This window comes from Streptomyces endophyticus (assembly GCF_035798155.1).
GTDB classification, from domain to species: domain Bacteria; phylum Actinomycetota; class Actinomycetes; order Streptomycetales; family Streptomycetaceae; genus Streptomyces; species Streptomyces endophyticus.
Genome location: NZ_JAOZYC010000002.1, coordinates 78,929 through 102,391, shown reverse-complemented (window position 1 = coordinate 102,391; position 23,463 = coordinate 78,929). Strand labels below are relative to the sequence as shown.

The following is a 23,463-nucleotide window of genomic DNA, read 5'->3' as shown; positions in this document are numbered from 1 at the left end:
GCCTCAGTGCTTCGCCGACGAATGGCCTGCGGCAGGATGGATGCCTCCTGGTACGTACGCGTCATACGGGTACGTACTGAAGACAACCGCTGGAGACGCCCGGTGAGTTCCCCAGATCCGCAGGTTCGCGCAGCGCGAAACCCATCATCCCGTCCAGCCGTCCGCGGCCCCGTCGTCGCGGTCACCGGTGCCGCGTCCGGCATCGGCGCCCTGCTCACCGAGCGGCTCGCCGCGTCGGACGAGATCAAGCAGGTCCTCGCCATCGACGAGCGGCGCGGCGAGTGCACGTCCGCGACCTGGCACGTCCTGGATGTGCGGGATCCGGCCATCGCCGAGAAGCTGCGCGGCGCCGACGTCGTCGTGCACCTGGCCCTCGACCTCGACCTGGAGTCCGACCCCGCGGCCCGCACCGCGTACAACGTGCGGGGCACCCAGACGGTCCTCACCGCCGCGGCCGCCGCAGGCGTGCACCGCGTCGTCCTGTGCACCTCGACGATGGTCTACGGAGCCCTTGAGGACAACGAGCTTCCGCTCGCGGAGGACGCGGAGCTGCGCGCCACCGCGGAGGCGACCGGAGTCGGCGACCTCCTGGAGGTCGAGCGGCTCGCCCGCCGCGCCCCGCGCGCGCATCCCGGTCTGAACGTCACGGTGGTGCGCCCGGCGGTGCTCGTCGGCGGTACGGACACGGCGCTCACCAGGTACTTCGAGTCGCCGCGTCTCCTCGTAGTGGCCGGTTCGCGGCCCGCCTGGCAGTTCTGCCATGTGGACGACCTGTGCAGCGCCCTGGAGCACGCGGCCCTGGAAAAGGTCGACGGGGAGCTCGCGGTCGGCTGCGACGGCTGGCTGGAGCAGGAGGAGGTCGAGGAGCTCAGCGGCATCCGGCGCATGGAGCTGCCCTCTGCCGTCGCCCTGGGCGCGGCGGCCCGGCTGCACCGGATCGGCCTGACGCCCTCCCCGGCGGGCGACCTCGCCTACACGATGTACCCGTGGGTGGTCAGCGGTAGCCGGCTGCACGATTCCGGGTGGCGACCCCAGTGGACCAACGAGGAGGTCCTCGCGGAACTGCTCGAAGAGGTCGCGGGCCGACGCACCGTCGCGGGCCGACGCCTCGGCCGCAAGGACGCGACGGCGGCCGGTGCCGCGGGCGCGACCGTCGCTCTGCTGGGCACGGCGGCCGTGGTGCGGCGGGTACGGAAGGCGCGGCGGCGCATCTGACGCCCGCGTACCTGTAGGAGGCTCCAAGCCGGTACACGCGCGTGCCGGTCGAAAACGCTATTCACGGTTGTCGGCGGCGTGCGGCACGATGAGGGCATGGCACCCACCGAGCACGAGCACCCCGGCGAGCTGAGGGCACAGGACCCGATCAAGCTGCTCGCCATCCGAGAGACGCCGCTCTCCGTCGACGAGGTCTTCCGGGCCGTCGGTGACGACGCGGCGGGCGGCACCGCGCTCTTCGTGGGGACCGTGCGCAATCACGACGGCGGGGCCGACGTGGACAAGCTGGGCTACTCCTGCCACCCGACCGCCGAGGCGGAGATGCGGCGCGTCGCCGAGAAGGTCGTCGCCGAGTACCCCGTGCGTGCCCTGGTGGCCGTGCACCGGGTCGGCGATCTGGCGGTGGGCGATCTCGCGGTCGTCGTCGCCGTGTCCTGCCCGCACCGGGGCGAGGCCTTCGAAGCGTGCCGCAAGCTCATCGACGACCTGAAGCACGAAGTGCCGATCTGGAAGCACCAGACGTTCTCGGACGGCACCGAGGAGTGGGTCGGCGCCTGCTAGGCACTGTCCGGCCGACTCCAGCCGACTCCGGTCGGGCCCAAGGGCGTTCCGGTTGCGTAACCGACCCCCTGCGGTGAGCGTTGGGACTGCGGATGGTTAATCTGCTGATACGTCAGTGGCAGTCGCTCATGGGGTCGGGAGGTCGGCATGGCAGCGCTCCTGTGGCTACTCATTCCGGTTGTCGCTGCGGTGGCTGCTGGACTCTGGGGCATCTGGGCCGGCCGGCAGCGCCACAAGACCGGCGATGTCACGGAACTCAGTGGTTACGCGCGTTTCCGCGAGGCGATGGAGAAGTCGCACCAGGGCACCTGACGGGCCCGGCCCCACAGGTGCACCGACAGAGTCGTCCCGTACTGTCGTTCCATGCCACGCCGCACTGCGACGATGCTCGCCTCGACCCTGATGCTGATCGCGCTCTTGTGCGCGGGGGTGCTCATCAAAGTGCCCTACGCGGAGATGTCGCCGGGACCGACGGTGAACACCCTCGGGGACCACGGCGGCGAACCCGTGATCCAGATTTCCGGTCACAAGACGTACGACGCTTCCGGCCACCTGAACATGACGACGGTCCGCGTCACCAGCGCCGACTACAACATGAACCTGGCGTCGGCCGTCTACGGGTGGCTCGCGCACGACGGCATCGTGGTGCCGCACGAGACGCTCTACCCGGACGGCCAGACCGAGCAGCAGTCCTCGCAGCAGAACGCCGAGGAGTTCAGCCAGTCCCAGGAGAGCGCCAAGGTGGCGGCGCTGCACGAGATGGGCATCCCCGTGAAGTCCTGGGTGATCGTCTCCAGCGTCGTCAAGGACAGCCCTGCCCAGGGCAGGCTGCATGCCGGTGACGTCATCAAGTCCGTCGACGGCACCAAGATCACCAAGCCCGCCGACGTCGCCAAGCTCGTCACCAAGCACAAGCCGGGCGAGAACGTCGTCTTCACGGTCGTGCCCGTCAAGGAGGCGGCCGCCGCCGAGAAGGCCGGCAAGGAGGCGACGCGTACGGAGAACGTGACGATCAAGACGGAGAAGGCCGAGGACGGCCGCGCGATCGTCGGCATCCAGGCGGGGACCGACCACACGTTCCCGTTCGAGATCGACATCAAGCTCGCCGACGTGGGCGGCCCGAGCGCGGGTCTGATGTTCTCGCTCGGCATCGTCGACAAGCTCTCGTCGGACGACCTGACCGGCGGCAAGTTCGTGGCCGGCACCGGCACCATCGACGAGGACGGCAAGGTCGGCCCCATCGGCGGCATCGGCATGAAGACCGTCGGCGCGCGCGACAAGGGCGCCCAGTACTTCCTGACGCCGAAGGACAACTGCGCCACCGCGGCCAAGGACACCCCGGACGGGCTGACGCTGGTCAAGGTGGACACCCTGGACGACGCGATGGACGCCCTGAAGGACATCCGCAACGGCGACACGGCGGACCTGCACACGTGCACGGCCAAGGGCTGAGCAAGCGCAAACACCGCACTACGTAGAGGGGCGCCACCGGAACCCACCGGTGGCGCCCCTCTACGTAGACGAAGAAAACGTCACTCGGCGAACGTCACCGACAGGGCCTCCGCGAGCCCCGGTACGAGATTCGAGCCCGTGAGGACCTCGGTCGTCGCGTCCTTCTCGCGCAGCCGCAGCGCCGAGTCGCGGGTGCCGTCGCGCAGCACGCCGACCGTCATCCGGACCTCCTGGCGGTCCGGGTGCGCGGCCACCCACTTGGTGAGCTTCGCGTCGCTGAGGCCCTCCGGGACGGACGCCTCCGCGGACGGCGGCAGCATGAGGCGCTCGACCGTCAGGGCGCAGCCCACGACGGCGTCGGGCCACGCGATGGTGCCGAGGAACTCGTCCAGCGGCTTTCCGGCAGGAATCTCGTCCTGCTCGATCGGGGTGAGGCCGGGGGCCTCCTGCTCGCCCTCGAGCCCGAGCTGGGCGGCGAGAGCGGGTTCCTGGGCGCGCAGGGCGCCCGTGTCGACGAGGGCGAAGAGGCGAGCGGGCTGGTCCCAGCCAAGCCCGGCGGTGTACTCATCGATCTCGAGTACGGCTCGGGTGAGGGGGCTCGCTGCCATGGGAGTGTTGGGCATGGTCACAATCCTGCCTCGTTCCTGCCCCGAACCGGGAACTGAGTAAAGCGTGAGTAAGTTGCATAGGTGATGGGCCCGCGATTTCAGGGGCCCGACCGACCGACCGAATACCGAACTTCGAGGTGCACACCTTGGCTTTCCAGATGCCGGACCGCGGCGGGGGCCCGACGGGACCGCGGATCAGAGTCGGCCGACCCTCCCGGCGTGCCCGAACGCTGTTGTTGACGCTGGGCGTCCTGGCCGTGCTCGGCATGGCCTTCGTCATGTTCGCCGGATTCTGGACCGACTGGCTCTGGTACCGCTCGGTCAAGTTCTCGTCCGTCTTTACGACTCAACTGTGGACGAAGATCGGGCTCTTCTTCGTCTTCGGACTGCTGATGGCGCTCGCCGTCGGCGTGAACGTCTGGCTGGCGCACCGGCTGCGTCCGCCGCTGAGCGCCATGTCGATGGAGCAGCAGAGTCTCGATCGCTACCGGATGGGCATCGCGCCCTTCAAGCGGTGGCTGCTCGTCGGCATCACCGCGCTCGTGGGGCTGATCGCGGGAGCCTCGGCCGCCAGCCAGTGGCGTACGTGGCTGATGTTCGTGAACGGCGTGCCGTTCAACCAGAAGGACCCGCAGTTTCACATGGACGTGTCCTTCTACGCGTTCGATCTGCCCTGGTACCGCTTCCTGCTCGGCTTCGGGTTCGCGGCAGCGGTCATCGGCCTGGTCGCCGCCGCGCTGACGCACTACCTGTACGGCGGCCTGCGGATCACCAGCCCGGGGGCGCGTGCCACGGCCGCGGCGACCGGGCACCTCTCCGTACTGCTGGGTGTGTTCGTGGCCCTGAAGGCGGTCGCGTACTGGCTCGACCGGTACGGGCTCGCGGTGAAGCAGAGCGACTTCAAGGCGACGGACAACTGGACGGGCCTCAGGTACGTCGATGCGAACGCGTATTTGCCGGCGAAGACGATCCTGTTCTGCATCGCCGTCATCTGCGCGATCCTCTTCTTCGCGACCCTGTGGCGGCGCACCTGGCAGCTGCCGGTCATCGGCTTCGGCCTGATGGTGCTCTCGGCGATCCTGATCGGCGGCCTGTACCCGGCCATCGTCCAGAAGTTCCAGGTCCAGCCGAACGAGCAGTCCAAGGAAGCCCCGTACATCACGAAGAACATCGAGGCGACCCGTAAGGCGTACGGCATCGACAAGGCCAAGCCCGTGGACTACAAGGGCAAGGGTTCGGACGACGCCGAGAAGCAGCGGGCGGAGTCCGACTCGGCGGCCAGCTACCGGCTCAACGACCCGAACATCGTCTCGCCGACCTTCCAGCAGCTCGAGCAGCAGCGGAAGTACTACCAGTTCCCGACGACCCTGGACGTGGACCGCTACAAGGGCCAGGACACCGTGGTCGGCCTGCGCGAGCTCAATCTGAGCAAGCTCGACAAGCGCAACTGGATCAACGACCACTTCGTCTACACGCACGGCTACGGAGCCGTGACGGCGAAGGGCACAGCAACCTCCGGTGGCGCCCCGCAGTTCACCGAGTCGGGCCTGCCGACCACCGGCGACCTCGGCGACTACAACCAGCGCATCTACTACGGCGAGAAGACCTCGCAGTACTCGATCGTCGGTGGGCCGCAGAAGGAGCTGGACTACGAGCAGGACGACGGCACTCAGAAGACGACCAGCTACAAGGACAAGGGCGGCGTCAATCTGGCGAACCCGCTCAACCGTGCCGCGTACGCCGTCGCCTTCAGCGAGCCGCAGATCCTCTACTCGGGAGCCATCGGTGACGGCTCGCGGATCCTCTACAACCGCACTCCGAAGGAGCGCGTCGAGGCCGTCGCGCCGTGGCTGACGATCGACGGGGACCCGTATCCGACGGTCGTGAACGGCAAGATCAAGTGGGTCATCGACGCCTACACGACGTCGAACGGCTATCCCTACGCGTCCCGTACGACGCTGGGCGACAGCACCGCCGACTCGCTCAATGAGGCGGACAGCCAGCGCGCCGTGGTGGCCCAGCAGAACCAGGTCAACTACATCCGCAACTCGGTGAAGGCGACCGTCGACGCGGGCACGGGCGAGGTCAAGCTCTACACGTGGGACGACAAGGACCCGGTCCTGAAGACCTGGAAGAAGGCGTTCCCCGGCACGGTCGAGCCCAAGAGCGCGATCCCGGCCTCCTTGAAGGAGCACCTGCGCTACCCGCAGGACATGTTCAAGGTGCAGCGTGAGCTGCTGAGCCTCTACCACGTGACGAACTCGAACCAGTTCTACAACGCGTCCGACGCATGGCAGGTGCCGAACGACCCGACCAAGAAGGACAACAGCGCGGTCCCGCCGTACTACCTGTCCATGAAGATGCCGGGTCAGACCAGCCAGCAGTTCTCGCTGACGACGACGTTCACGCCGAGCGGGCGGCCCAACCTCAGAGCCTTCATGGCGGTCGACGCCGACGCGACGAGTAAGGACTACGGCGCCATAAGGCTGCTCAGAGTCACCGAGGACAAGGTCGCGGGACCCGAGCAGGTGCAGAACACGCTCAACTCCTCGGGCTCCGTGGCCAACTGGGTGCGCGATATGAAGGGCGCCGACTCGACGGTCCTGTACGGCAATCTGCTGACGGTGCCGCTCGACAAGGGCTTCCTCTACGTAGAGCCCATCTACGCCCAGGGCCGCAATGCCGAGTACCCACTCATGCGCAAGGTCGCGGTCTCGTACGGCAACAAGATCGGTTTCGCGGACTCGCTGTCCGAGGCGCTCAACGAGGCCTTCGACGTGAGCGGGGACACGCCTGCCGAACCGGAGAAGCCCGGCGGGGACACGAGTGAGACGCCGGAGAACTCGACGGTGAAGGAAGCGCTCGCGGACGCGGACGAGGCCTTCAAGGACGGCCAGGAGGCCCTGAAGGACAACGACTGGACCGCCTACGGCAAGGCCCAGGACCGGCTCCAGGACGCCCTGCAGCGTGCCGAGGACGCGCAGACCAAGGCGGACAAGGCAGCAGGGGACAACAAGAACGACAAGAGCAGCGGCGACAAGGAGACGGCCGGCGGCTGACCGGTCAGATGCCCCCTCCGCACCGTGGTACGGTTTGAACACAACGGCGCGGGGTGGAGCAGCTCGGTAGCTCGCTGGGCTCATAACCCAGAGGTCGCAGGTTCAAATCCTGTCCCCGCTACTGATGATCGAAGGCTCGGAAGCTAAGGCTTCCGGGCCTTCGGTGCGTCGCGGCCCCTGTTGTCATGAGTCACTGGCATGTGCGAAGCGTGTGCGAACGTTGCCCCGCTCGGGGGGAGTTGAGAAAACTGTGTTTCACTTGTCGCCCTGTGGGCATGTCGACAAAACGCTGAAGTGACCTCACTGGCTGCGGTATACCAGGTGTACCCAGGTTGCAGGTGGTGCGACGATGGACGTTATGGGGGACAAGGCAACTCTGTTGGAGACAGGGCGGTTTGTGCAGCCGACAGATCGGGACGAACCCGGCGAGGCTGCGGAAGAAGCACGCCAGCGGCTGGCCGCGGAGGCCGGCGACGTCGAGGCGATGAGCGTCCTCGGCGCCATGCTGCTGCGCCGCGGAGATCTCATCGGAGCCGAGCCTCTGCTGCGTGCCGCCACGGGCGAGGGTGACCGCGCCGCCGCCAACAATCTGGGTGTCCTGCTCCACCAGCGCGGCTACGCGGACGAGGCCGCCGGCTGGTGGCGCGTCGCCGCCGTCGCCGGATCCGCGCCCGCCGCGCACGCCCTGGGCCGGCACTTCCGCGAGCGCGGCGACGAGCCCGCCGCCGAGTACTGGCTGCGCCAGGCCGCGGAGCACGGCCACACGCTGGGCGCGTACGCGCTCGCCGATCTTCTGGAGCACCGCAGCGACGTCGGTGCCGAGCGCTGGATGCGGGTCGCCGCGGAGCGCGGGCACCGCGAGGCCGCCTACCGGCTCGCCCGCGCGCTCGACCGGAAAGGCGGCACCGACGTGCTCGTCTCCGGGGAGAACAGGAACCCCGCGGAGGAAGCCGAGCAGTGGTACCGGCAGGCCTCCGCGCGCGGGCACCGGCGGGCCGCGCTGCACCTCGGCTCCATCCTGGAGAAGCGCGGCGACCTGAAGGAGGCCGGGCGCTGGTACCTGACGTCCGCCAAGGACGGTGAGGCGCGCGCCGCGTGCGCCCTCGCGTTCCTGCTGCGCGACGCGGGCGACGAGGAGAGCGCCGCCGTGTGGTGGCTGCGGGCCGCCCAGGACGGCGACGGCAACGCGGCGAACGCGCTGGGCGCCCTGCACGCCGAGCGCGGCGAGACGCAGACCGCCGAGCGCTGGTACCGCGCGGCCATGGACGCGGGCGACAACAACGGCGCGTACAACCTCGGCCTGCTCTGCGCCGAACAGCAGCGCACTGCGCAGGCCGAGGGCTGGTACCGCCGCGCCGCCTACGCGGGTCACCGCGAGGCGGCCAACGCACTGGCGGTGCTGCTCCTGCAGAACGGGGACGCGGTCGGAGCCGAGCCCTGGTTCTCCAAGGCGGCGGAGGCCGGGAGCGTCGACGCGGCGTTCAACCTGGGGATCCTGTACGCGAGTCGGGACGACGAGGCGGCCGCGCTGCAGTGGTACGAGCGGGCCGCGGCCGGTGGGCACACCGAGGCGGCGCTGCAGGCCGGGATCGCGCGGCAGCGTGAGGGCGACGAGCAGGCCGCCGAGCGGCACCTGCGGTGTGCGGCCGGGGGCGGCAGCGGAGAGGCCGCGTATCGGCTCGCCTCGCTGCTCGACGTGCGGCGGCCGCCCGCCGTTCGGCACGAGCTGGGGGAGCCCGTCACCGAGAAGAGCGAGTGCGAGGAGTGGTACGAGCGGGCTGCCGAGCACGGGCATCGCCGGGCGCAGGTGCGGGTCGGGATGCTGGCCGCCGCGCGGGGCGATGTGGTGGAGGCGGCGCGGTGGTACCGGGAGGCCGCGGAGGCCGGCTCGCGCAACGGCGCGTTCAACCTTGGGCTGTTGCTCGCCCGGGAGGGGAGTGAGCCGGAGGCGGCGCTCTGGTGGACGCGGGCGGCCGGTGCGGGGCACGGGCGTGCGGCGCTTCGGCTCGCGCTGCTGTGCGCGCGGCGTGGTGACCTGGCCGAGGGCCAGAAGTGGGCGTCCAGGGCGGTCGAGTTGGGCCCCGCGGAGGTCGCGGAGCGGGCCGGGCGGTTGCGGGACGCGTTGCGTCAGGAGCTGTCGGCGTAGCTCGCGGAGGCGATTCGCGCTGGTGGGGGGTACTGCCGTAGAGTTGTGAACACAACGGCGCGGGGTGGAGCAGCTCGGTAGCTCGCTGGGCTCATAACCCAGAGGTCGCAGGTTCAAATCCTGTCCCCGCTACTGAAAGTCCGAGGCCCGGATCCTTTAAGGATCCGGGCCTCGGGCGTTTTCACGGCTTGTGGCCGACGGCCTCCTCGTACAGCTTCCTGTTCACCGTCTTCGACTCCGGCAGCGGATCGCCCTCGGAGACGCCCGCCGCCTTGTACGCGGCTTGCAGCCGGTCCGTCGTGCCGGAGCGGATCTCCCAGTCCATCCGCAGCGACGGCGTCTCCTCCAGGACCTTCTTGTCCGTCTTCAGGAGTTGGGCCAGTTCGGCGACGAAGGCGGGGTCCTTCTTGTAGTCGCCCCGGAAGTACGTGTTCACGGTGCGGATGTACGCGCGCAGGAACGCGACGCCCGCGTCCGGGTCCTTGCTGAGGAGGTTCGGCCCGTACAGGAGGCCGCCGAGCGGCTCGCCCTGGGGCTGGCCGCCGAGGAACGCGTAGCGCTTGTCGCTGTCGACCTTGCGCCAGATCGGGTCGAGGAGCCAGGCCGAGTCGACGCCGCCGTTCTGCAGCCCGGTCAGCACGTCGGCCGAGCCGAGCTGCTGGAACTGGATCTTGCTGAGGCCCCCGCCGTGCTTCTTCAGGGCGATGTTCATCGGGTACGAGGCGACCGACCCCTTGCCGATCAGCGTGCCCATCTTCTTGCCCGCCATCCGGACCTGGGACGCGCTCTGCCCCTTGTTGAGGCGCACCCACAGGCCGCTCTTGGACTTGGGGTCGGGGGAGAAGTTGCCGGACACCCACTTGATGTCGAAGCCGCCGAGGATGCCGTTCATGACCGCGGCCTCCGGGGCGGCCCACTGGGCGTCGATCTCGCCCTTGGCGAGGAGGGGGAGGGCGTCGGGGGTGGGGAGGACCTTCAGCTTCACATCCAGGCCCTCCTTCTTGAACTCGCCCTTCTTGACGGCCATTTCGAGTGGGGCCACGTACTCCGCGCTCAGCGTGCCCGTCGCGATGGTCAGCTTGCGCGGCTTGCCGAGCTCGACCGGGGCGGGCGCGCCCTTGTCGCAGCGGGCCGGCTCGCGGTCGGGGGAGCGGTCCGCCGGATCCGTCCAGGAGCCCTTTCCGCAGCCCGCGACCGCCGTGATCGCGCGGGGCTTGGCGGCCGCGTCGGACGGGGTGTCGTTCTTGGCGCAGGACGCGGTGCCGAGGAGCAGGGCGCCGGTCGTGAGCAGGGTCGTACCTACGTATCTGGTGCGCATGGAGCCTCCGTACGAGGGTGCGGATGGTGGGCGTCAGGACTGGCCGCGGCCTCGGTCGCGTGGGGCCCAGGGGGTGAGGAACCGGCCTGCCAGGCGCACCAGTTCGGAGAAGAGGACGCCGAGGGCCGCGACGCAGACGATGCCGACGAACATCACGTCGTTCTGGAAGAGGGCGCGGGCGTCGAAGATCAGGTGGCCGAGGCCGTCGTTCGCGGCGATCTGTTCCGAGGCGACGATGACCAGGACCGCGACGCCCGCCGCGATGCGCGCGCCGACCAGGACGGCGGGGAGCGAGGCGGGCAGCAGGACGTGCCGGAACATCTGCCAGGGGGACGCGCCGAAGACCTGTCCTGCGTCCCGGTGGCCGACGGGGACGGAGATGACCGCCGCCATCGTCGAGATCCATACGAAGAAGAAGACCGTCGCCGCGACGAGCGCGATCTGCGGACCCTCGCCCAGGCCGAACATGTTCAGGAAGATCGGCAGGAGGGCGAGTTTCGGCACGACGTAGAGGGCGTCGAGAAGGGGTTCGAGTGCCGCGCGGACCAGGGCGATCGAGCCCATGAGGAGGCCGAGGAGATAGCCCGACACCGTGCCGATGACGTAGCCGGCGAGGACCCGCTTCAGGGTGGCCCAGACGTCCGGCCACAGTTCGCCGTCGGCCGCGCGCTGCCAGCCGTCGGCGAGGATCGTGGACGGGGCCGGGTAGATGCGCTCGTCGATCCAGGACTGGGAGGCCGCGAGCTGCCAGAGCAGGATCAGGACCACGGGGACCGCGATCGCGAGGGAGAGTTCGAGGGCGCGGCGCCTGCGCCGTGCGCGGGTGGGGTGGAGTTCCTCGGGGCCGGGGGCGCGGACCAGCAGGTCGTCCGTGGCCTTGGTCGGGGTGATCGCGCTCATGCCGGGACCGCCTCCTGGTGCACTTCGCCGCGCAGCAGATCCCACAACTCGCCCTTCAGTGCGGTGAATTCGGGGCTGTCGCGGATGTCGCCGGTGCGCGGGCGCTCGAACGGCGGCCTGCGCTCGGCGATCACGCGCCCCGGCCGGGCCGACATCACCAGGACCCGGTCGCCGAGGACGATCGCCTCCTCCAGGCTGTGCGTGATGAAGAGCGTGGTGGTCCGCGTCGTCTGCGTGAGCGCCAGCAGCTCGTCCTGGAGGATCGTGCGGAGCTGGGCGTCGAGGGCCGCGAAGGGCTCGTCCATGAGGAGGATCTCCGGCTCCACCGCGAGCGCCCGTGCGATCGCGACACGCTGGCGCATGCCGCCGGAGAGGGCGGAGGGGTAGGCGTCGGCGAAGTCGGCGAGGCCCATCCGGGCGAGCCAGTCGCGGGCGCGGGCGTTCGCCTCCTTGCGCGGGGTCTTCTGGATGTCGAGGCCGAAGCGGACGTTGGCCAGGACGGTCTTCCAGTCGTAGATCCCGTAGTCCTGGAAGATCATGGCCGCGGGGCGGGGGCTCGTGGTGCGGATCTCCAGGGTGCCGCCGGAGGGGCGGGTGAGGCCCGCGGCTATCCGGAGCAGGGTGGACTTCCCGCAGCCCGAGGGGCCGACCACGCAGACGAACTCGCCGGGAGTGACCGTCAGGTCGAGCGGTCCGAGGGCGTGCGTGGTGCCGAAAGTCCTGGTGAGTGCGCGGGCTTGGAGCTTGGGGTGCATGGGCCCTCCGGGGTGCGGCGGATTCTCGTGGGCGCTCGCGAGAATATGACGGCCCGTCAGATTGTGGAAGGGGGTGCGTGGTTGGCGCATGCAATGCAAAAGGCCCGCACCACACGGTGCGGGCCCAAGAGGGTGAGGGGCGGAGCGCTACGCCTTCGCGGCGCAGTTCGGGCACAGGCCCCGGTACGTGACCTCGACGTCCGAGATGGTGAAGCCGAAGCGCTCGTCGGACGGCAGGGCCGTCAGCGGGTTGCCCGTCGGGTGGACGTCGCGGATCTGGCCGCACAGGTCGCAGACCAGGTGCTGGTGCGGGCGGTGCGCGTTCGGGTCGTAGCGCTTGGCGCGCTTGTCCGTCGCGACCTCGATCACCTCGCCGAGCGAGACCATCTCGCCCAGCGTGTTGTAAACGGTGGCCCGTGAGATCTCCGGCAGCTTCGCGGTCGCGCGCGCATGCACCTCGTCAGCGGTGAGGTGTACGTGGTCCCCGTTGAGTACCTCGGCCACGACGCGCCGCTGGGCGGTCATACGCCAGCCGCGTCCGCGCAGTCGTTCCAACAGGTCACTCATGAGGACCAGCCTAACAGTGAGGGGGCCTAGACCCCGATTGGGTGTGACTTTGGAGCTTTCCTTGACTTAGACATTGTCCATTGTAGGATCAGACTCGGCTATAGCCAAGCGACAGGACGACTCGGGAAGGGCCCCCAATGTCCGAGAATCACGAAGAATTTGCCACGGACCCCAACGCGGAGGCGGGCGGTTGTCCGGTCGCGCACGGCCGGGCCGCGCACCCGACGCAGGGTGGCGGCAACCGGCAGTGGTGGCCCGAGAGCCTCAATCTGAAGATCCTTGCGAAGAACCCGGCCGTGGCGAACCCGCTGGGTGAGGAGTTCGACTACGCCGAGGCGTTCAACTCCCTGGATCTCCCGGCGGTGAAGCGCGACATCGCCGAGGTGCTGACCACCTCGAAGGACTGGTGGCCCGCCGACTTCGGGCACTACGGCCCGCTGATGATCCGGATGGCCTGGCACTCCGCCGGCACGTACCGGATCAGCGACGGCCGCGGTGGCGCGGGCGCGGGCCAGCAGCGCTTCGCCCCGCTCAACAGCTGGCCGGACAACGGCAACCTGGACAAGGCCCGCCGGCTGCTCTGGCCCGTGAAGAAGAAGTACGGCCAGAACATCTCCTGGGCCGACCTCCTGATCCTCACCGGCAATGTCGCCCTGGAGACCATGGGCTTCGAGACCTTCGGCTTCGCCGGCGGCCGCGCCGACGTGTGGGAGCCGGACGAGGACGTCTACTGGGGCCCCGAGCAGATCTGGCTCGACGACAAGCGCTACACGGGCGACCGCGACCTCGAGGACCCGCTCGGCGCCGTCCAGATGGGCCTCATCTACGTCAACCCCGAGGGTCCCAACGGGAACCCGGACCCGATCGCCGCGGCCCGCGACATCCGTGAGACGTTCCGCCGCATGGCGATGAACGACGAGGAGACCGTCGCCCTCATCGCGGGTGGTCACACCTTCGGCAAGACGCACGGCGCGGGCGACGCGGACCTCGTGGGCGCCGAGCCCGAGGGCGCGCCCATGCAGCAGATGGGCCTCGGCTGGAAGTCGGGGCACGGCTCCGGCAAGGGTCGCGACGCCATCACCTCCGGCCTCGAGGTGACCTGGACCGAGACGCCCACCCAGTGGAGCAACTACTTCTTCAAGAACCTCTTCGAGTACGAGTACGAGCTCACGCAGTCGCCGGCCGGCGCCAACCAGTGGGTGGCGAAGAACGCCGAGGCGATCATCCCGGACCCCGAGGACTCCTCGGTCAAGCGGCTGCCGACGATGCTCACGACGGACCTCTCGCTGAAGTTCGACCCGGTCTACGAGCCGATCTCGCGGCGCTTCTACGAGAACCCGGCGGAGTTCGCGGACGCCTTCGCCCGCGCCTGGTACAAGCTGACCCACCGTGACCTGGGCCCGGTCGTGCGCTACCTCGGCCCGGAGGTTCCCTCCGAGGAGCTGCTCTGGCAGGACCCGCTGCCGGCGCGCGAGGGCGAGCTCATCGACGCCTCCGACATCGCGACGCTCAAGCAGCAGATCCTCGCCTCGGACCTCACGGTCCCGCAGCTGGTGTCCGCGGCCTGGGCCTCCGCCTCCACCTTCCGCGGCGGCGACAAGCGCGGCGGCGCCAACGGCGCCCGCATCCGCCTGGAGCCGCAGCGCGGCTGGGAGGTCAACAACCCGGAGAGCCTCGCGCAGGTGCTCCGCGTGCTCGAGGGCATCCAGGAGTCCTTCAACGCCGCAGGCAGCAAGAAGGTCTCCCTGGCCGACCTGATCGTGCTCGCGGGCTCCGCGGCCGTCGAGCAGGCCGCCAAGGACGGCGGCGTCGAGGTCGAGGTGCCGTTCACGGCGGGCCGTGTCGACGCCTCGCAGGAGCAGACGGACGTCGAGTCCTTCGCGGCTCTCGAGCCGAAGGCCGACGGCTTCCGCAACTACGTGGGCAAGGCCAACCGCCTCCCGGCGGAGTTCCTGCTCACCGACAAGGCGAACCTGCTGACCCTCAGCGCGCCGGAGATGACCGTCCTCGTCGGCGGTCTGCGCACCATCGGGATCAACGCGAACCAGTCGAAGCACGGCGTCCTGACCAACCGTCCGGGCACGCTGAGCAACGACTTCTTCGTCAACATCACCGACATCGACACCCAGTGGGAGTCGACGTCGTCCGCGCAGGACGAGTTCGAGGGCCGCGACGCCTCGGGGCAGGTCAAGTGGACCGGCACCCGCGCCGACCTGGTCTTCGGTGCCAACTCCGAGCTGCGCGCGCTCGCCGAGGTGTACGCGAGCGACGACGCCCAGGAGAAGTTCGTGAAGGACTTCGTCGCGGCGTGGGCCAAGGTCATGGACCTCGACCGGTTCGACGTGCGCTGATCGAGAACCGTTGAGCAGACAGGGCCGGTTCCCTTCGGGGAGCCGGCCCTGTCTGTCGTGTCTACGCCGGGAGCGGGGCGGGCTGTCGCCGGGCCGGGGCCCAGCGGCGGATGATGTCGCGGACCGAGACGATGCCGACCGGCTCCTGTCCGTCGAGCACGATGAGATGCCGGAAGCCGCCGTGCGCCATGGCGGCGGCCGCCTCCTCCACGGTCCACGACGGGGTCGCGAAGACGACGTCCGTGGTGGTGTGGGAGCCGGCGGTCTCCAGGTCCGGATTCTGGTTCTGGCCCAGGGCGTTGAGGATGTCGCGCTCGGTCAGGATCCCGACTCCGCAGCCGTCCGGGTCGAGGACGACGGCGGCGCCGACGTGGCGCGCGGACATCAGCCGGGCCGCCTGGCGCAGGGTGTGGTTGGGGCCGATGGTGAGGACCATCGTGCTCATGGCGTCACGGACGAGCATGGATGGAGCCACCTTCCTGTGTGAGGTACTTGTGGCACCGAATCCGTAGGGAACGAGAAACGGTTCACAAGTTCACAAGTGGGGGGACTCTCAGAGTTGCAGGTAAAGGGAGTGTCAACAAGGGGGCGCGAGAAGCGAGTTCAGGCGCGCGAGTAGCTCAACGCGCGCTCACACCGAAGCGCGCAGATAGCTCAGCAGCTGGTCGTGGAGCAGGCCGTTCGAGGCCGCCGCGTTGCCGCTGTGCGGGCCGGGACGCCCGTCGAGCCCGGTGTAACTGCCGCCCGCCTCGGCGACGATGATCGCCGGCGCCGCCATGTCCCACAGGGAGAGCTCCGGTTCGGCGCACATGTCGATCGACCCGTCGGCGACCATCATGTACGGCCAGAAGTCCCCGTAGCCACGCGTGCGCCACACGGCCCGCGTCAGGTCCATGAACCCGTCGAGCCTGCCCTGCTCTTCCCAGCCGGTCAGCGAGGAGTACGCGAAGGAGGCGTCCTCCAGGCGGCCCACCTTGGAGACGTGGATGCGCGAAGCGGAGGTCAGGCTGCGGCCCGAGTACGCGCCCGCTCCCTTCGCCGCCCACCAGCGGCGGTTGAGGGCCGGGGCGGAGACGACGCCGACGACCGGCTGGTAGCCGCCCTCGCCCGCCTCCATCAGGGAGATCAGCGTGGCCCAGACCGGGACGCCACGCACGTAGTTCTTGGTCCCGTCGATCGGGTCGATGACCCAGCGGCGCGGGCCCGTGCCCTGGATCCCGTACTCCTCGCCCAAGATCGCGTCGCGCGGTCGCGCCCGTTGGAGGTTGCCCCGGATCAACTCCTCGGCGGCCTTGTCCGCCTCGCTCACCGGAGTCATGTCCGGCTTGGTCTCCACCTTCAGGTCGAGAGCCTTGAACCGGTCCATCGTCGCGGCATCGGCGACGTCCGCGAGGACGTGGGCGAGCCGCAGATCATCTTGGTAGTCGGGCATGAGTGAACAGTATCGATCGAGGTACGCCGACTGCTACAGGGACCGATCCGGCGGTGGGCCCGGTGCGCTCGACGAGAGCCCTTGACACCGCGTACGAGCGCGTCAACTCTGGCCACACAGGCCTTACGAAACCCGGCGAACCGGGGAGGCGACGATGCCTGCAGCGCGGGAATCCCTGCTGGAAGCGGCCTACACGGCGCTCGCGCGGCGACCGTGGGGCGGCGTGCGGATGGTCGACGTGGCGGCGGTCGCCGGGGTCTCCCGGCAGACCCTCTACAACGAGTTCGGCAGCAAGGAGGGGCTCGCACGCGCCCTCGTGCGCCGGGAGGCCGACGCGTATCTCGCGGGTGTGGACCGGGCGTTGAAGGAGGGCGGGCTCGACGGAGTGGCCGAGTGGACCGTCGTCAGCGCGCGGCGCAATCCGCTCGTGCGGGCCGCGCTCACCGGATGCTGGAGCGAGCGCCTGCCCTCACCGACGCTGTCCGCCGTGCCGTCCTCCTCGTCCGTGCCGGCCCAGCGCAGGGCGGACGGGCCGCTGCCGGGGCCCGGCGACTTCGTGGTCGCCGTGCGGGACCGGAGCGTGGTCGCGCTCGGGGTGCCGGGTGCGGCGAAGAGCGAGGCGGAGGCGCTGGCGCGGGACTGCGAGGTGGCGGTGCGGCTCGCGCTGTCGTGCGTGATGGCCCCGCCGGGCGAGGGCGGGGTCGCGCGGATGGTGCGCGAGGTCGTACGCCGGTAGGACGCTCAGTGCGCCGAGCCCGAGAGCTGCAGGCCGATCACGCCCGCGATCACCAGGCTGATCGAGACGAGCTTGAGGACCGAGACCACGTCGCCGAGGAAGACCATGCCGTAGATCGCCGTGCCGGCCGCGCCGATGCCCGTCCACACCGCGTAGGCGGGACCCACGTCGAGCTTCTTCAGGGAGAGCGTGAGGAGCCCGAAGCTGCCGAGGGCGAACGCGGCGAACGCGACCGTTGGCCACAGCCGCGTGAAGCCGTGGGAGAGCTTCAGGCAGACGGCGAACCCGGTCTCCAGGATCCCCGCGACGACGACCAGCAGCCACGCCATGTCCTTGTGCCTCCCGCGTTCCACTGATCTCTGAATGTCTGTGATCTTGCGTCCGGCTTGGTGCGATTATGCCCTTACCTGTGTGACGCGGCGGCAAACACGTGCGAGCTCAGTCGCCCTCCCGGCGCTCCCGTGTCGCAAGGAGGCGGCGCAGCGAGTACAGCCGGGCCGGATCCGCGTGCCCCTCCGCCACGTAGGCGTCCAGGGCGCAGTCGGGCTCGTCGTGGCTGCACGCGCGCGGGCAGTTCTCCGTGCCCGGCTCCAGGTCCGGGAAGGCGTGGATGACGCGCGACGGGTCCACGTGGTGCAGCCCGAACGACCGCACGCCGGGCGTGTCGACCACCCAGCCCGCGTCCCCCGACAACGGCAGCGCGAGCGCCGACGTCGTCGTGTGCCGGCCGCGCCCGGTCACCGCGTTGACATGCCCCGTCGTACGCCGCTGATCGTCCGGCACCAGGGCGTTGACCAGCGTCGTCTTTCCGACGCCGGAGTGGCCGACGAACGCCGTGATCTTCCCGTCGAGCTGCTCGCGCACCCGGGCCACCGCCGTGCCGTCCTCCAGCTCCTCGCGGCTGGTGACGACGTACGGGATGTCGAGCGCCCCGTACAGGTCGAGCATCTGGTCCGGCGGGGCCAGGTCCGACTTCGTCAGGACGAGAAGCGGGGTGAGGCCGCCGTCGAACGCGGCCACCAGGCAGCGGTCGATCATGCGCGGGCGCGGCTCGGGGTCGGCGAGCGCGGTGACGATGGCGAGCTGGTCGGCATTGGCGACGACCACCCGCTCGTACGGGTCGTCGTCGTCCGCCGTGCGGCGCAGCAGGGAGCTGCGGCCCTCGATGCGGACGATGCGCGCGAGGGTGTCCTTCTTGCCGGACAGATCGCCGACGACGGAGACCCGGTCGCCCACGACCGCCGCCTTGCGGCCCAGCTCCCGGGCCTTCATCGCGGTCACGGGGACGTCGTCGATGAGGACGGTGAGACGGCCGCGGTCGACCGTGAGGACCATGCCCTCGGCCGCGTCCTCGTGCTTGGGTCGGATGTTGCTCCGCGGCCGGTTGCCCTTGCGGTTCGGGCGCTGGCGGATGTCGTCCTCGTCGGTGTGCTTGCCGTAGCGGCGCATCGCGGTGTGCCCCTAGGCCCGGTCGGTCCCGAGCATCGCGGCCCACATGTCGGGGAAGTCCGGCAGCGTCTTCGCGGTGGTCGCCACGTTCTCGATCTGTACGTCCTTGACCGCGAGGCCGATGATCGCGCCCGCGGTGGCCATGCGGTGGTCGTCGTACGTGTGGAAGATCCCGCCGTGCAGCTTGCGCGGGCGGATGTGCAGACCGTCGGCGGTCTCCGTCACGTCACCGCCCAGCCCGTTGATCTCCTTGGTGAGGGCGGCGAGCCGGTCCGTCTCGTGCAGTCGCAGGTGGGCGACGCCGCGCAGGGTGGACGGGGAGTCGGCCAGAGCGGCCACCGCGGCGATGCCGGGGGTCAGCTCACCGACCTCGCTCAGGTCGACGTCGATGCCGTGCACGCTGCCGGAGCCGGTGAACTGGAGCCCGCGCTCGGTCAGTTCACAGCTGCCGCCCATCTGCGTGAAGATGTCGCGCAGCGCGTCGCCGGGCTGCGTGGTGTGCTCCGGCCAGTCGGGGATCGTCACCTTGCCGCCGGTGATCAGGGCCGCGGCCAGGAACGGCTGCGCGTTCGAGAGGTCCGGCTCGATGGTGATGTCCCGGCCGAGCAGGGCGCCCGGCGTGACCCGCCACACGTTCGGCTCGCCGCCCGACTCCGGGGTGTCGACCTGGGCGCCGACCGCCCGCAGCATGTCGACCGTCATACGGATGTGCGGCATGGAGGGGAGCGCCGAGCCCGTGTGCCGGACCTCGACTCCCTGGTTGAAGCGCGGGCCCGACAGCAGCAGGGCCGAAACGAACTGGGACGACGACGAGGCGTCGATCTCCACCGGGCCGCCCTCCAGGGCGCCCCCGCCGTGCACCGTCAGCGGCAGCGCGCCGCGCCCCTCGTCGTCGATCCGGGCGCCGAGAGCGCGCAGCGCGTCGATCACGCCGTGCAGCGGGCGCTCGTACGAACGGGGGTCACCGTCGAACCGGATCGGCCCGTCGGCGAGCGAGGCGACCGGAGGCAGGAAGCGCATCACGGTGCCCGCGTTGCCGACGTCGACCGTGGCGGGCCCCTGAAGGCCGGACGGGATGACGCGCCACGCCTCACCGGACCCGTCGGGGCCCCCCGCGACGGAGGAGCTCGAAGACACCGTCTCCTCGATGCCCACACCCAGCTCGCGCAGCGCGCCCGCCATCAGCAGCGTGTCGCGGGAGCGCAGCGGGCGGCGCAGCCAGCCCGGCTCCGCGGCGAGCGCGGCGAGCACGAGTGCCCGGTTGGTGACGGATTTGGACCCCGGCACCTGAACAGTCGCGTCGACGGCCCCGCTCGCGAGAGGAGCGGGCCAGAGGGCGGTGTGGGCCGGGTTCGTGGTCATGCCCCAACTCTAGTCGGCCCCCGGGAAGGCACCTGCTCACAGCCCCAGCAGCCAGCGACCACCGCCGAGCAGTGAGCACAGTGAGACGGCGTGGAAGAAAAACAGCCACATTCCCGCGGGGACGTGCGTGAGGCGCGCGAGCTGGTCGGCGTCGGAGTCGCCCGCGCCTCCCCTGTGGCGCTTGCGCTGCAGCTCGAAGGCGGGGCGTACGCCGCCGATGAGCAGGAACCAGACGACGGTGTACGCGAAGGCGGCCTGGACCTGCGGCCCCGCGAGCCAGGAGACGAGGAGGAAGGCGCCGCCCGTGATCACCACGGTGAGCGCCCCGTACGCGTTCCGGATCATCACCAGCATCACCACGAGCAGCGCCGTGGCCAGCCACAGCAGCAGCGTGATGTGCCCCTCGGAGAGCAGCGCCGCGCCGCCGAGGCCGAGCAGTGGCGGGGCCGTGTACCCGGCGGCCGCGGTCAGGACCATGCCGATCCCGGTCGGCTTGCCCCGGCTGACGGTGAGGCCGCTGGTGTCGGAGTGCAGCCGGATGCCGTCGAGCCTGCGGCCCATGAGGAGCGCGATCAGGCCGTGGCCGCCCTCGTGGGCGATCGTGATGGCGTTCCGGGTCAGCCGCCAGACGGTGTGCGGGACGATCGCGGCGAGCGCGACGACGGCAGTGGCGATCGTCACCCACTGGTCGGGGTCGGACTGGGTTCCGAAGATCCGGTCCCAGAGGCTGGCGTCCATGTTTTCCGGCGCTCCCGTTCGGTGCTGAGGATGGGTGGTCGGGCGGCTTCGCGCTCTGGCACTGTGGCACGTATGTGCGGACGTTATGCATCGAGTCGCAGGCCCGAGGATCTCGCAGGAATCTTTGAGATCGAGAAGTGGGAGCCGGAGGAGGCCTACGAGGGTGACTTCAATGTGGCTCCTACCAAGGAGGTCTACGCGGTTCTCGACCGCCCGGTGAAAGACGCCGATGACCCGCGTCCGGTTCGCCAGCTGCGCAAGCTCAAGTGGGGGCTCGTGCCGTCGTGGTCCAGGACCCCGGAGGGCGCGGCCCGCATGATCAACGCGCGGGCCGAGACCGTGCACGAGAAGCCCTCGTTCCGCAAGGCCTTCACCACACGGCGCTGCATCATGCCCGCCGACGGCTATTACGAGTGGGTGACCGCGGCCGCCGAGCGCGACCTGGAGGTCGAGGGCAAGAAGAAGCGGCCGCGCAAGCAGCCGTACTTCGTGACGCCCGCGGACGGCTCGGTCTTCGCGATGGCCGGGCTCTACGAGTTCTGGCACGACCGCACGCTCCCGGACGAGCACCCGCTGGCCTGGTGGGTGACGTGCTCCGTGATCACCACCGAGGCGGAGACCGCGCCGCTCGGCGTCGCGCCGGAGGACGGGCCGCGGACGCTCGCCGACATCCACCCCCGGATGCCGCTGATGCTGACGCCGGACCGGTGGGACGACTGGCTGGACCCGGCCCGTACGGACGTGGAGGACCTCCGCACGCTCCTCGCCCCTCCTCCGGAGGGGCTGATGCGCGCGTATCCCGTGTCCACGGCGGTGAGCAATGTGCGCAACAACGGTCCCGAGTTGCTGAAGGAACTGGAGGGACCCGAGGAGGGGACGCTGTTCTAGGCGGCGCCCGCGGTGCACGATGGCCGGGTGACCAGCACCACTGAACTCGTTCCCACCGAAACCGGCGACGCCCGCATCACCTGGTATCCCGCCGAGAAGCCGAAACTGGTCCTGGCCGTGAGCCATGGCGCCGGAGGCGGCATTGAGGCTCGTGACCTCCAGGCCCTCGCCGCGACCCTGCCCGCCCACGGAGTGACCGTCGCGCTCGTCGAGCAGCCCTGGCGCGTCGCGGGGAAGAAGCTCGCGCCCGCCCCGAAGACGCTCGACACGGGGTGGCGGGGCATCTGGCCCGCTCTGGAGAAGCCCGGACTCCCGGTGATCGCCGGGGGCCGCAGCGCCGGCGCCCGCGTCGCCTGCCGTACCGCGGGGGAGCTCGGCGCCGCCGCCGTCCTCGCGCTCAGCTTCCCGCTGCACCCCCCGGGCAAGCCGGAGAAGTCCCGCGCCGACGAACTCCTCGGCGCCGGCGTGCCCACCCTCGTCGTACAGGGCGGCAACGACCCCTTCGGCAGGCCCGCCGAATTCCCCGGGTCCGGCGCGTACGAACTCACCGAAGTCCCCTACGGGGACCATGGGTTCGCCGTCCCGAAGCGCGCGGACATCACCCAGGACGAGGCCCTCGCCGTCATCACCGACGCGGTCACGAAGTGGACCGGGTCACTCGTCTAGCGGCCGGGAATGTTGAGGGCGGGACGACTGTTGTGCCCACTGTCGGTGCACAGAGTTCGTACGAGAGGAAGTCCGCCGCATGGGTTCAGTCGCTTGCCCCAGCCGTGCCACCGCTCCTGACCTGGAGTGGAGCGTGCTGAGCGCGGCCAAGACCGCCCCTGTTCGGGCGGCGGGCGGACCGGATCGTCGTCTATCCTCCGATTCGAGCGGGGTCTCGTTTGGCTCCGCGACGTCGTTGGAGGAGGTGGGTCCGGTCACAGGGACCGACGCAGGGACCGAGCACGGCCACGCGGACGAGCGCCCGGACTCCCCTGAGAACGAGGAGAGCAGGAGCGAGAGCACCGTCGAGCGCAACGCGCGCTTCGAGCGGGACGCGCTGGAATTCCTCGACCAGATGTATTCGGCGGCCCTGCGCATGACGCGCAACCCGGCCGACGCCGAGGACCTGGTGCAGGAGACGTACGCGAAGGCGTACGCCTCGTTCCACCAGTTCCGTGAGGGCACGAACCTCAAGGCGTGGCTGTACCGGATCCTGACGAACACTTTCATCAACTCGTACCGCAAGAAGCAGCGCGAGCCCCAGCGCAGTGCCGCCGAGGAGATCGAGGACTGGCAGCTGGCCCGCGCCGAGTCGCACATGTCGACCGGTCTGCGCTCCGCCGAGTCGCAGGCGCTCGACCACCTGCCCGACTCGGACGTGAAGCGGGCCCTGCAGGCGATCCCCGAGGAATTCCGCATCGCGGTCTATCTCGCCGACGTAGAGGGCTTTGCGTACAAGGAGATCGCGGACATCATGGGAACACCGATCGGTACGGTGATGTCCCGGCTGCACCGTGGTCGTCGCCAGTTGCGCGGCATGCTCGAGGACTACGCCCGTGACCGCGGGCTCGTCCCGGCTGGTGCCGGAGAGTCGAACGAAGCGAAAGGCTCGGGCTCATGAGCTGCGGAGAGCCGCACGAGACGGACTGCAGTGAGGTCCTCGACCATCTCTATGAGTTTCTTGATCATGAGATGCCGGACTCCGACTGCACCAAGTTCGAGGTGCACTTCGAGGAGTGCTCCCCGTGCCTGGAGAAGTACGGCCTGGAGCAGGCCGTGAAGAAGCTGGTGAAGCGGTGCTGCGGTCATGACGACGTGCCCACCGATCTGCGGGCCAAGGTCATGGGGCGGATCGAAGTGATCCGCTCGGGCCAGGTCACGCCCGAAGAGGGCATGGGCAACCCGCTCGCCTGAGCCGCTCGTTCACCCGATCGTGCGAAT

The 23,463-nt window shown here is 69.8% G+C and carries 23 protein-coding genes and 2 tRNA genes; 14 read left to right on the top strand and 11 right to left on the bottom strand.

What is annotated here, in order from left to right:
* The first annotated feature begins 102 nt into the window (after positions 1–102).
* The 4 genes from OKJ99_RS02170 to OKJ99_RS02155 all read left to right on the top strand — a co-directional run bounded on the left by OKJ99_RS02170 (position 103) and on the right by OKJ99_RS02155 (position 3,228).
* Complete coding sequence (locus OKJ99_RS02170; RefSeq protein ID WP_326013928.1) at positions 103–1,215, top strand: SDR family oxidoreductase; 1,113 nt, start codon at positions 103–105, stop codon at positions 1,213–1,215.
* A gap of 96 nt (positions 1,216–1,311) precedes the next feature.
* Positions 1,312–1,776, top strand: coding sequence for a molybdenum cofactor biosynthesis protein MoaE (locus OKJ99_RS02165; protein ID WP_326013927.1), 465 nt, complete (start codon positions 1,312–1,314; stop codon positions 1,774–1,776).
* Between the two features lie 147 nt (positions 1,777–1,923).
* A complete protein-coding gene (locus OKJ99_RS02160) occupies positions 1,924–2,088 on the top strand; it encodes a hypothetical protein (protein ID WP_326013926.1) in 165 nt (54 codons plus the stop codon).
* Between the two features lie 51 nt (positions 2,089–2,139).
* A complete protein-coding gene (locus OKJ99_RS02155) occupies positions 2,140–3,228 on the top strand; it encodes a YlbL family protein (RefSeq protein ID WP_326013925.1) in 1,089 nt (362 codons plus the stop codon).
* An 80-nt stretch (positions 3,229–3,308) separates the two neighbouring features.
* On the opposite strand, the gene OKJ99_RS02150 is transcribed toward OKJ99_RS02155, so the two are convergent.
* Complete coding sequence (locus tag OKJ99_RS02150; RefSeq protein ID WP_326013924.1) at positions 3,309–3,851, bottom strand: PPA1309 family protein; 543 nt, start codon at positions 3,849–3,851, stop codon at positions 3,309–3,311.
* Positions 3,852–3,994: 143 nt separating this feature from the next.
* On the opposite strand from OKJ99_RS02150, the gene OKJ99_RS02145 reads away from it, so the two are divergent.
* From OKJ99_RS02145 to OKJ99_RS02130, 4 genes are all read left to right on the top strand, one after another.
* Positions 3,995–6,895: a UPF0182 family membrane protein gene (locus tag OKJ99_RS02145; protein WP_326014018.1), complete on the top strand. Its 2,901-nt coding sequence runs from the start codon at positions 3,995–3,997 to the stop codon at positions 6,893–6,895.
* A gap of 47 nt (positions 6,896–6,942) precedes the next feature.
* Positions 6,943–7,016, top strand: a tRNA-Met gene (locus OKJ99_RS02140).
* Between the two features lie 228 nt (positions 7,017–7,244).
* Positions 7,245–9,041: a tetratricopeptide repeat protein gene (locus OKJ99_RS02135; RefSeq protein ID WP_326013923.1), complete on the top strand. Its 1,797-nt coding sequence runs from the start codon at positions 7,245–7,247 to the stop codon at positions 9,039–9,041.
* Positions 9,042–9,099: 58 nt separating this feature from the next.
* Positions 9,100–9,173: transfer RNA gene (locus OKJ99_RS02130), tRNA-Met, on the top strand.
* 49 nt (positions 9,174–9,222) lie between these two features.
* Here OKJ99_RS02130 and OKJ99_RS02125 read toward each other — a convergent pair.
* From OKJ99_RS02125 to OKJ99_RS02110, 4 genes are all read right to left on the bottom strand, one after another.
* Positions 9,223–10,359 carry an ABC transporter substrate-binding protein gene (locus tag OKJ99_RS02125; protein WP_326013922.1) on the bottom strand — a complete coding sequence of 379 codons (1,137 nt, stop codon included), beginning with the start codon at positions 10,357–10,359 and terminating at the stop codon, positions 9,223–9,225.
* Between the two features lie 33 nt (positions 10,360–10,392).
* The gene (locus tag OKJ99_RS02120) at positions 10,393–11,259 is read right to left on the bottom strand and encodes an ABC transporter permease (RefSeq protein WP_326013921.1); all 867 of its coding nucleotides are present in this window, start codon (positions 11,257–11,259) and stop codon (positions 10,393–10,395) included.
* Positions 11,256–12,014 (bottom strand): ABC transporter ATP-binding protein, encoded by a 759-nt coding sequence (locus OKJ99_RS02115; protein WP_326013920.1) that lies wholly within the window; start codon positions 12,012–12,014, stop codon positions 11,256–11,258. Before OKJ99_RS02115 ends, OKJ99_RS02120 begins: the two co-directional genes overlap by 4 nt.
* Before the next feature lie 147 nt (positions 12,015–12,161).
* Positions 12,162–12,581, bottom strand: coding sequence for a Fur family transcriptional regulator (locus OKJ99_RS02110; protein WP_326013918.1), 420 nt, complete (start codon positions 12,579–12,581; stop codon positions 12,162–12,164).
* Between the two features lie 137 nt (positions 12,582–12,718).
* Between OKJ99_RS02110 and katG the strand changes: the two genes are divergently transcribed.
* Positions 12,719–14,932, top strand: coding sequence for a catalase/peroxidase HPI (katG, locus tag OKJ99_RS02105; RefSeq protein WP_326013917.1), 2,214 nt, complete (start codon positions 12,719–12,721; stop codon positions 14,930–14,932).
* A 61-nt stretch (positions 14,933–14,993) separates the two neighbouring features.
* Here katG and OKJ99_RS02100 read toward each other — a convergent pair whose 3' ends face one another.
* On the bottom strand, positions 14,994–15,395 hold the full coding sequence (locus OKJ99_RS02100; RefSeq protein ID WP_326013916.1) for a CBS domain-containing protein: 402 nt from the start codon (positions 15,393–15,395) through the stop codon (positions 14,994–14,996).
* Positions 15,396–15,563: 168 nt separating this feature from the next.
* On the bottom strand, positions 15,564–16,364 hold the full coding sequence (gene hisN, locus OKJ99_RS02095) for a histidinol-phosphatase (RefSeq protein ID WP_326013914.1): 801 nt from the start codon (positions 16,362–16,364) through the stop codon (positions 15,564–15,566).
* 154 nt (positions 16,365–16,518) lie between these two features.
* Here hisN and OKJ99_RS02090 point away from each other — a divergent pair, with 154 nt between their 5' ends.
* Positions 16,519–17,100, top strand: a complete 582-nt coding sequence (locus tag OKJ99_RS02090) for a TetR/AcrR family transcriptional regulator (protein WP_326013913.1) — start codon at positions 16,519–16,521, stop codon at positions 17,098–17,100.
* A gap of 5 nt (positions 17,101–17,105) precedes the next feature.
* On the opposite strand, the gene OKJ99_RS02085 is transcribed toward OKJ99_RS02090, so the two are convergent.
* From OKJ99_RS02085 to OKJ99_RS02070, 4 genes are all read right to left on the bottom strand, one after another.
* The gene (locus tag OKJ99_RS02085; protein ID WP_326013912.1) at positions 17,106–17,429 is read right to left on the bottom strand and encodes a DMT family transporter; all 324 of its coding nucleotides are present in this window, start codon (positions 17,427–17,429) and stop codon (positions 17,106–17,108) included.
* A gap of 109 nt (positions 17,430–17,538) precedes the next feature.
* On the bottom strand, positions 17,539–18,549 hold the full coding sequence (gene rsgA, locus OKJ99_RS02080) for a ribosome small subunit-dependent GTPase A (RefSeq protein ID WP_326013911.1): 1,011 nt from the start codon (positions 18,547–18,549) through the stop codon (positions 17,539–17,541).
* A gap of 12 nt (positions 18,550–18,561) precedes the next feature.
* The gene (gene aroA / locus OKJ99_RS02075) at positions 18,562–19,911 is read right to left on the bottom strand and encodes a 3-phosphoshikimate 1-carboxyvinyltransferase (protein WP_326013909.1); all 1,350 of its coding nucleotides are present in this window, start codon (positions 19,909–19,911) and stop codon (positions 18,562–18,564) included.
* A 36-nt stretch (positions 19,912–19,947) separates the two neighbouring features.
* Entirely contained in the window at positions 19,948–20,649 is a 702-nt protein-coding gene (locus OKJ99_RS02070) for a M50 family metallopeptidase (RefSeq protein ID WP_326013908.1), read from the bottom strand.
* Between the two features lie 72 nt (positions 20,650–20,721).
* On the opposite strand from OKJ99_RS02070, the gene OKJ99_RS02065 reads away from it, so the two are divergent.
* The 4 genes from OKJ99_RS02065 (at position 20,722) to rsrA (ending at position 23,436) form a co-directional block, all read left to right on the top strand.
* A complete protein-coding gene (locus tag OKJ99_RS02065) occupies positions 20,722–21,537 on the top strand; it encodes an SOS response-associated peptidase (RefSeq protein WP_326013907.1) in 816 nt (271 codons plus the stop codon).
* A gap of 27 nt (positions 21,538–21,564) precedes the next feature.
* Positions 21,565–22,203, top strand: coding sequence for an alpha/beta hydrolase family protein (locus OKJ99_RS02060; protein ID WP_326013905.1), 639 nt, complete (start codon positions 21,565–21,567; stop codon positions 22,201–22,203).
* A 244-nt stretch (positions 22,204–22,447) separates the two neighbouring features.
* Positions 22,448–23,143, top strand: a complete 696-nt coding sequence (locus tag OKJ99_RS02055; protein WP_326013904.1) for a sigma-70 family RNA polymerase sigma factor — start codon at positions 22,448–22,450, stop codon at positions 23,141–23,143.
* Positions 23,140–23,436: a mycothiol system anti-sigma-R factor gene (gene rsrA, locus OKJ99_RS02050; protein WP_266713907.1), complete on the top strand. Its 297-nt coding sequence runs from the start codon at positions 23,140–23,142 to the stop codon at positions 23,434–23,436. The genes OKJ99_RS02055 and rsrA overlap by 4 nt, the downstream gene beginning before the upstream one ends.
* Positions 23,437–23,463: the final 27 nt, after the last annotated feature.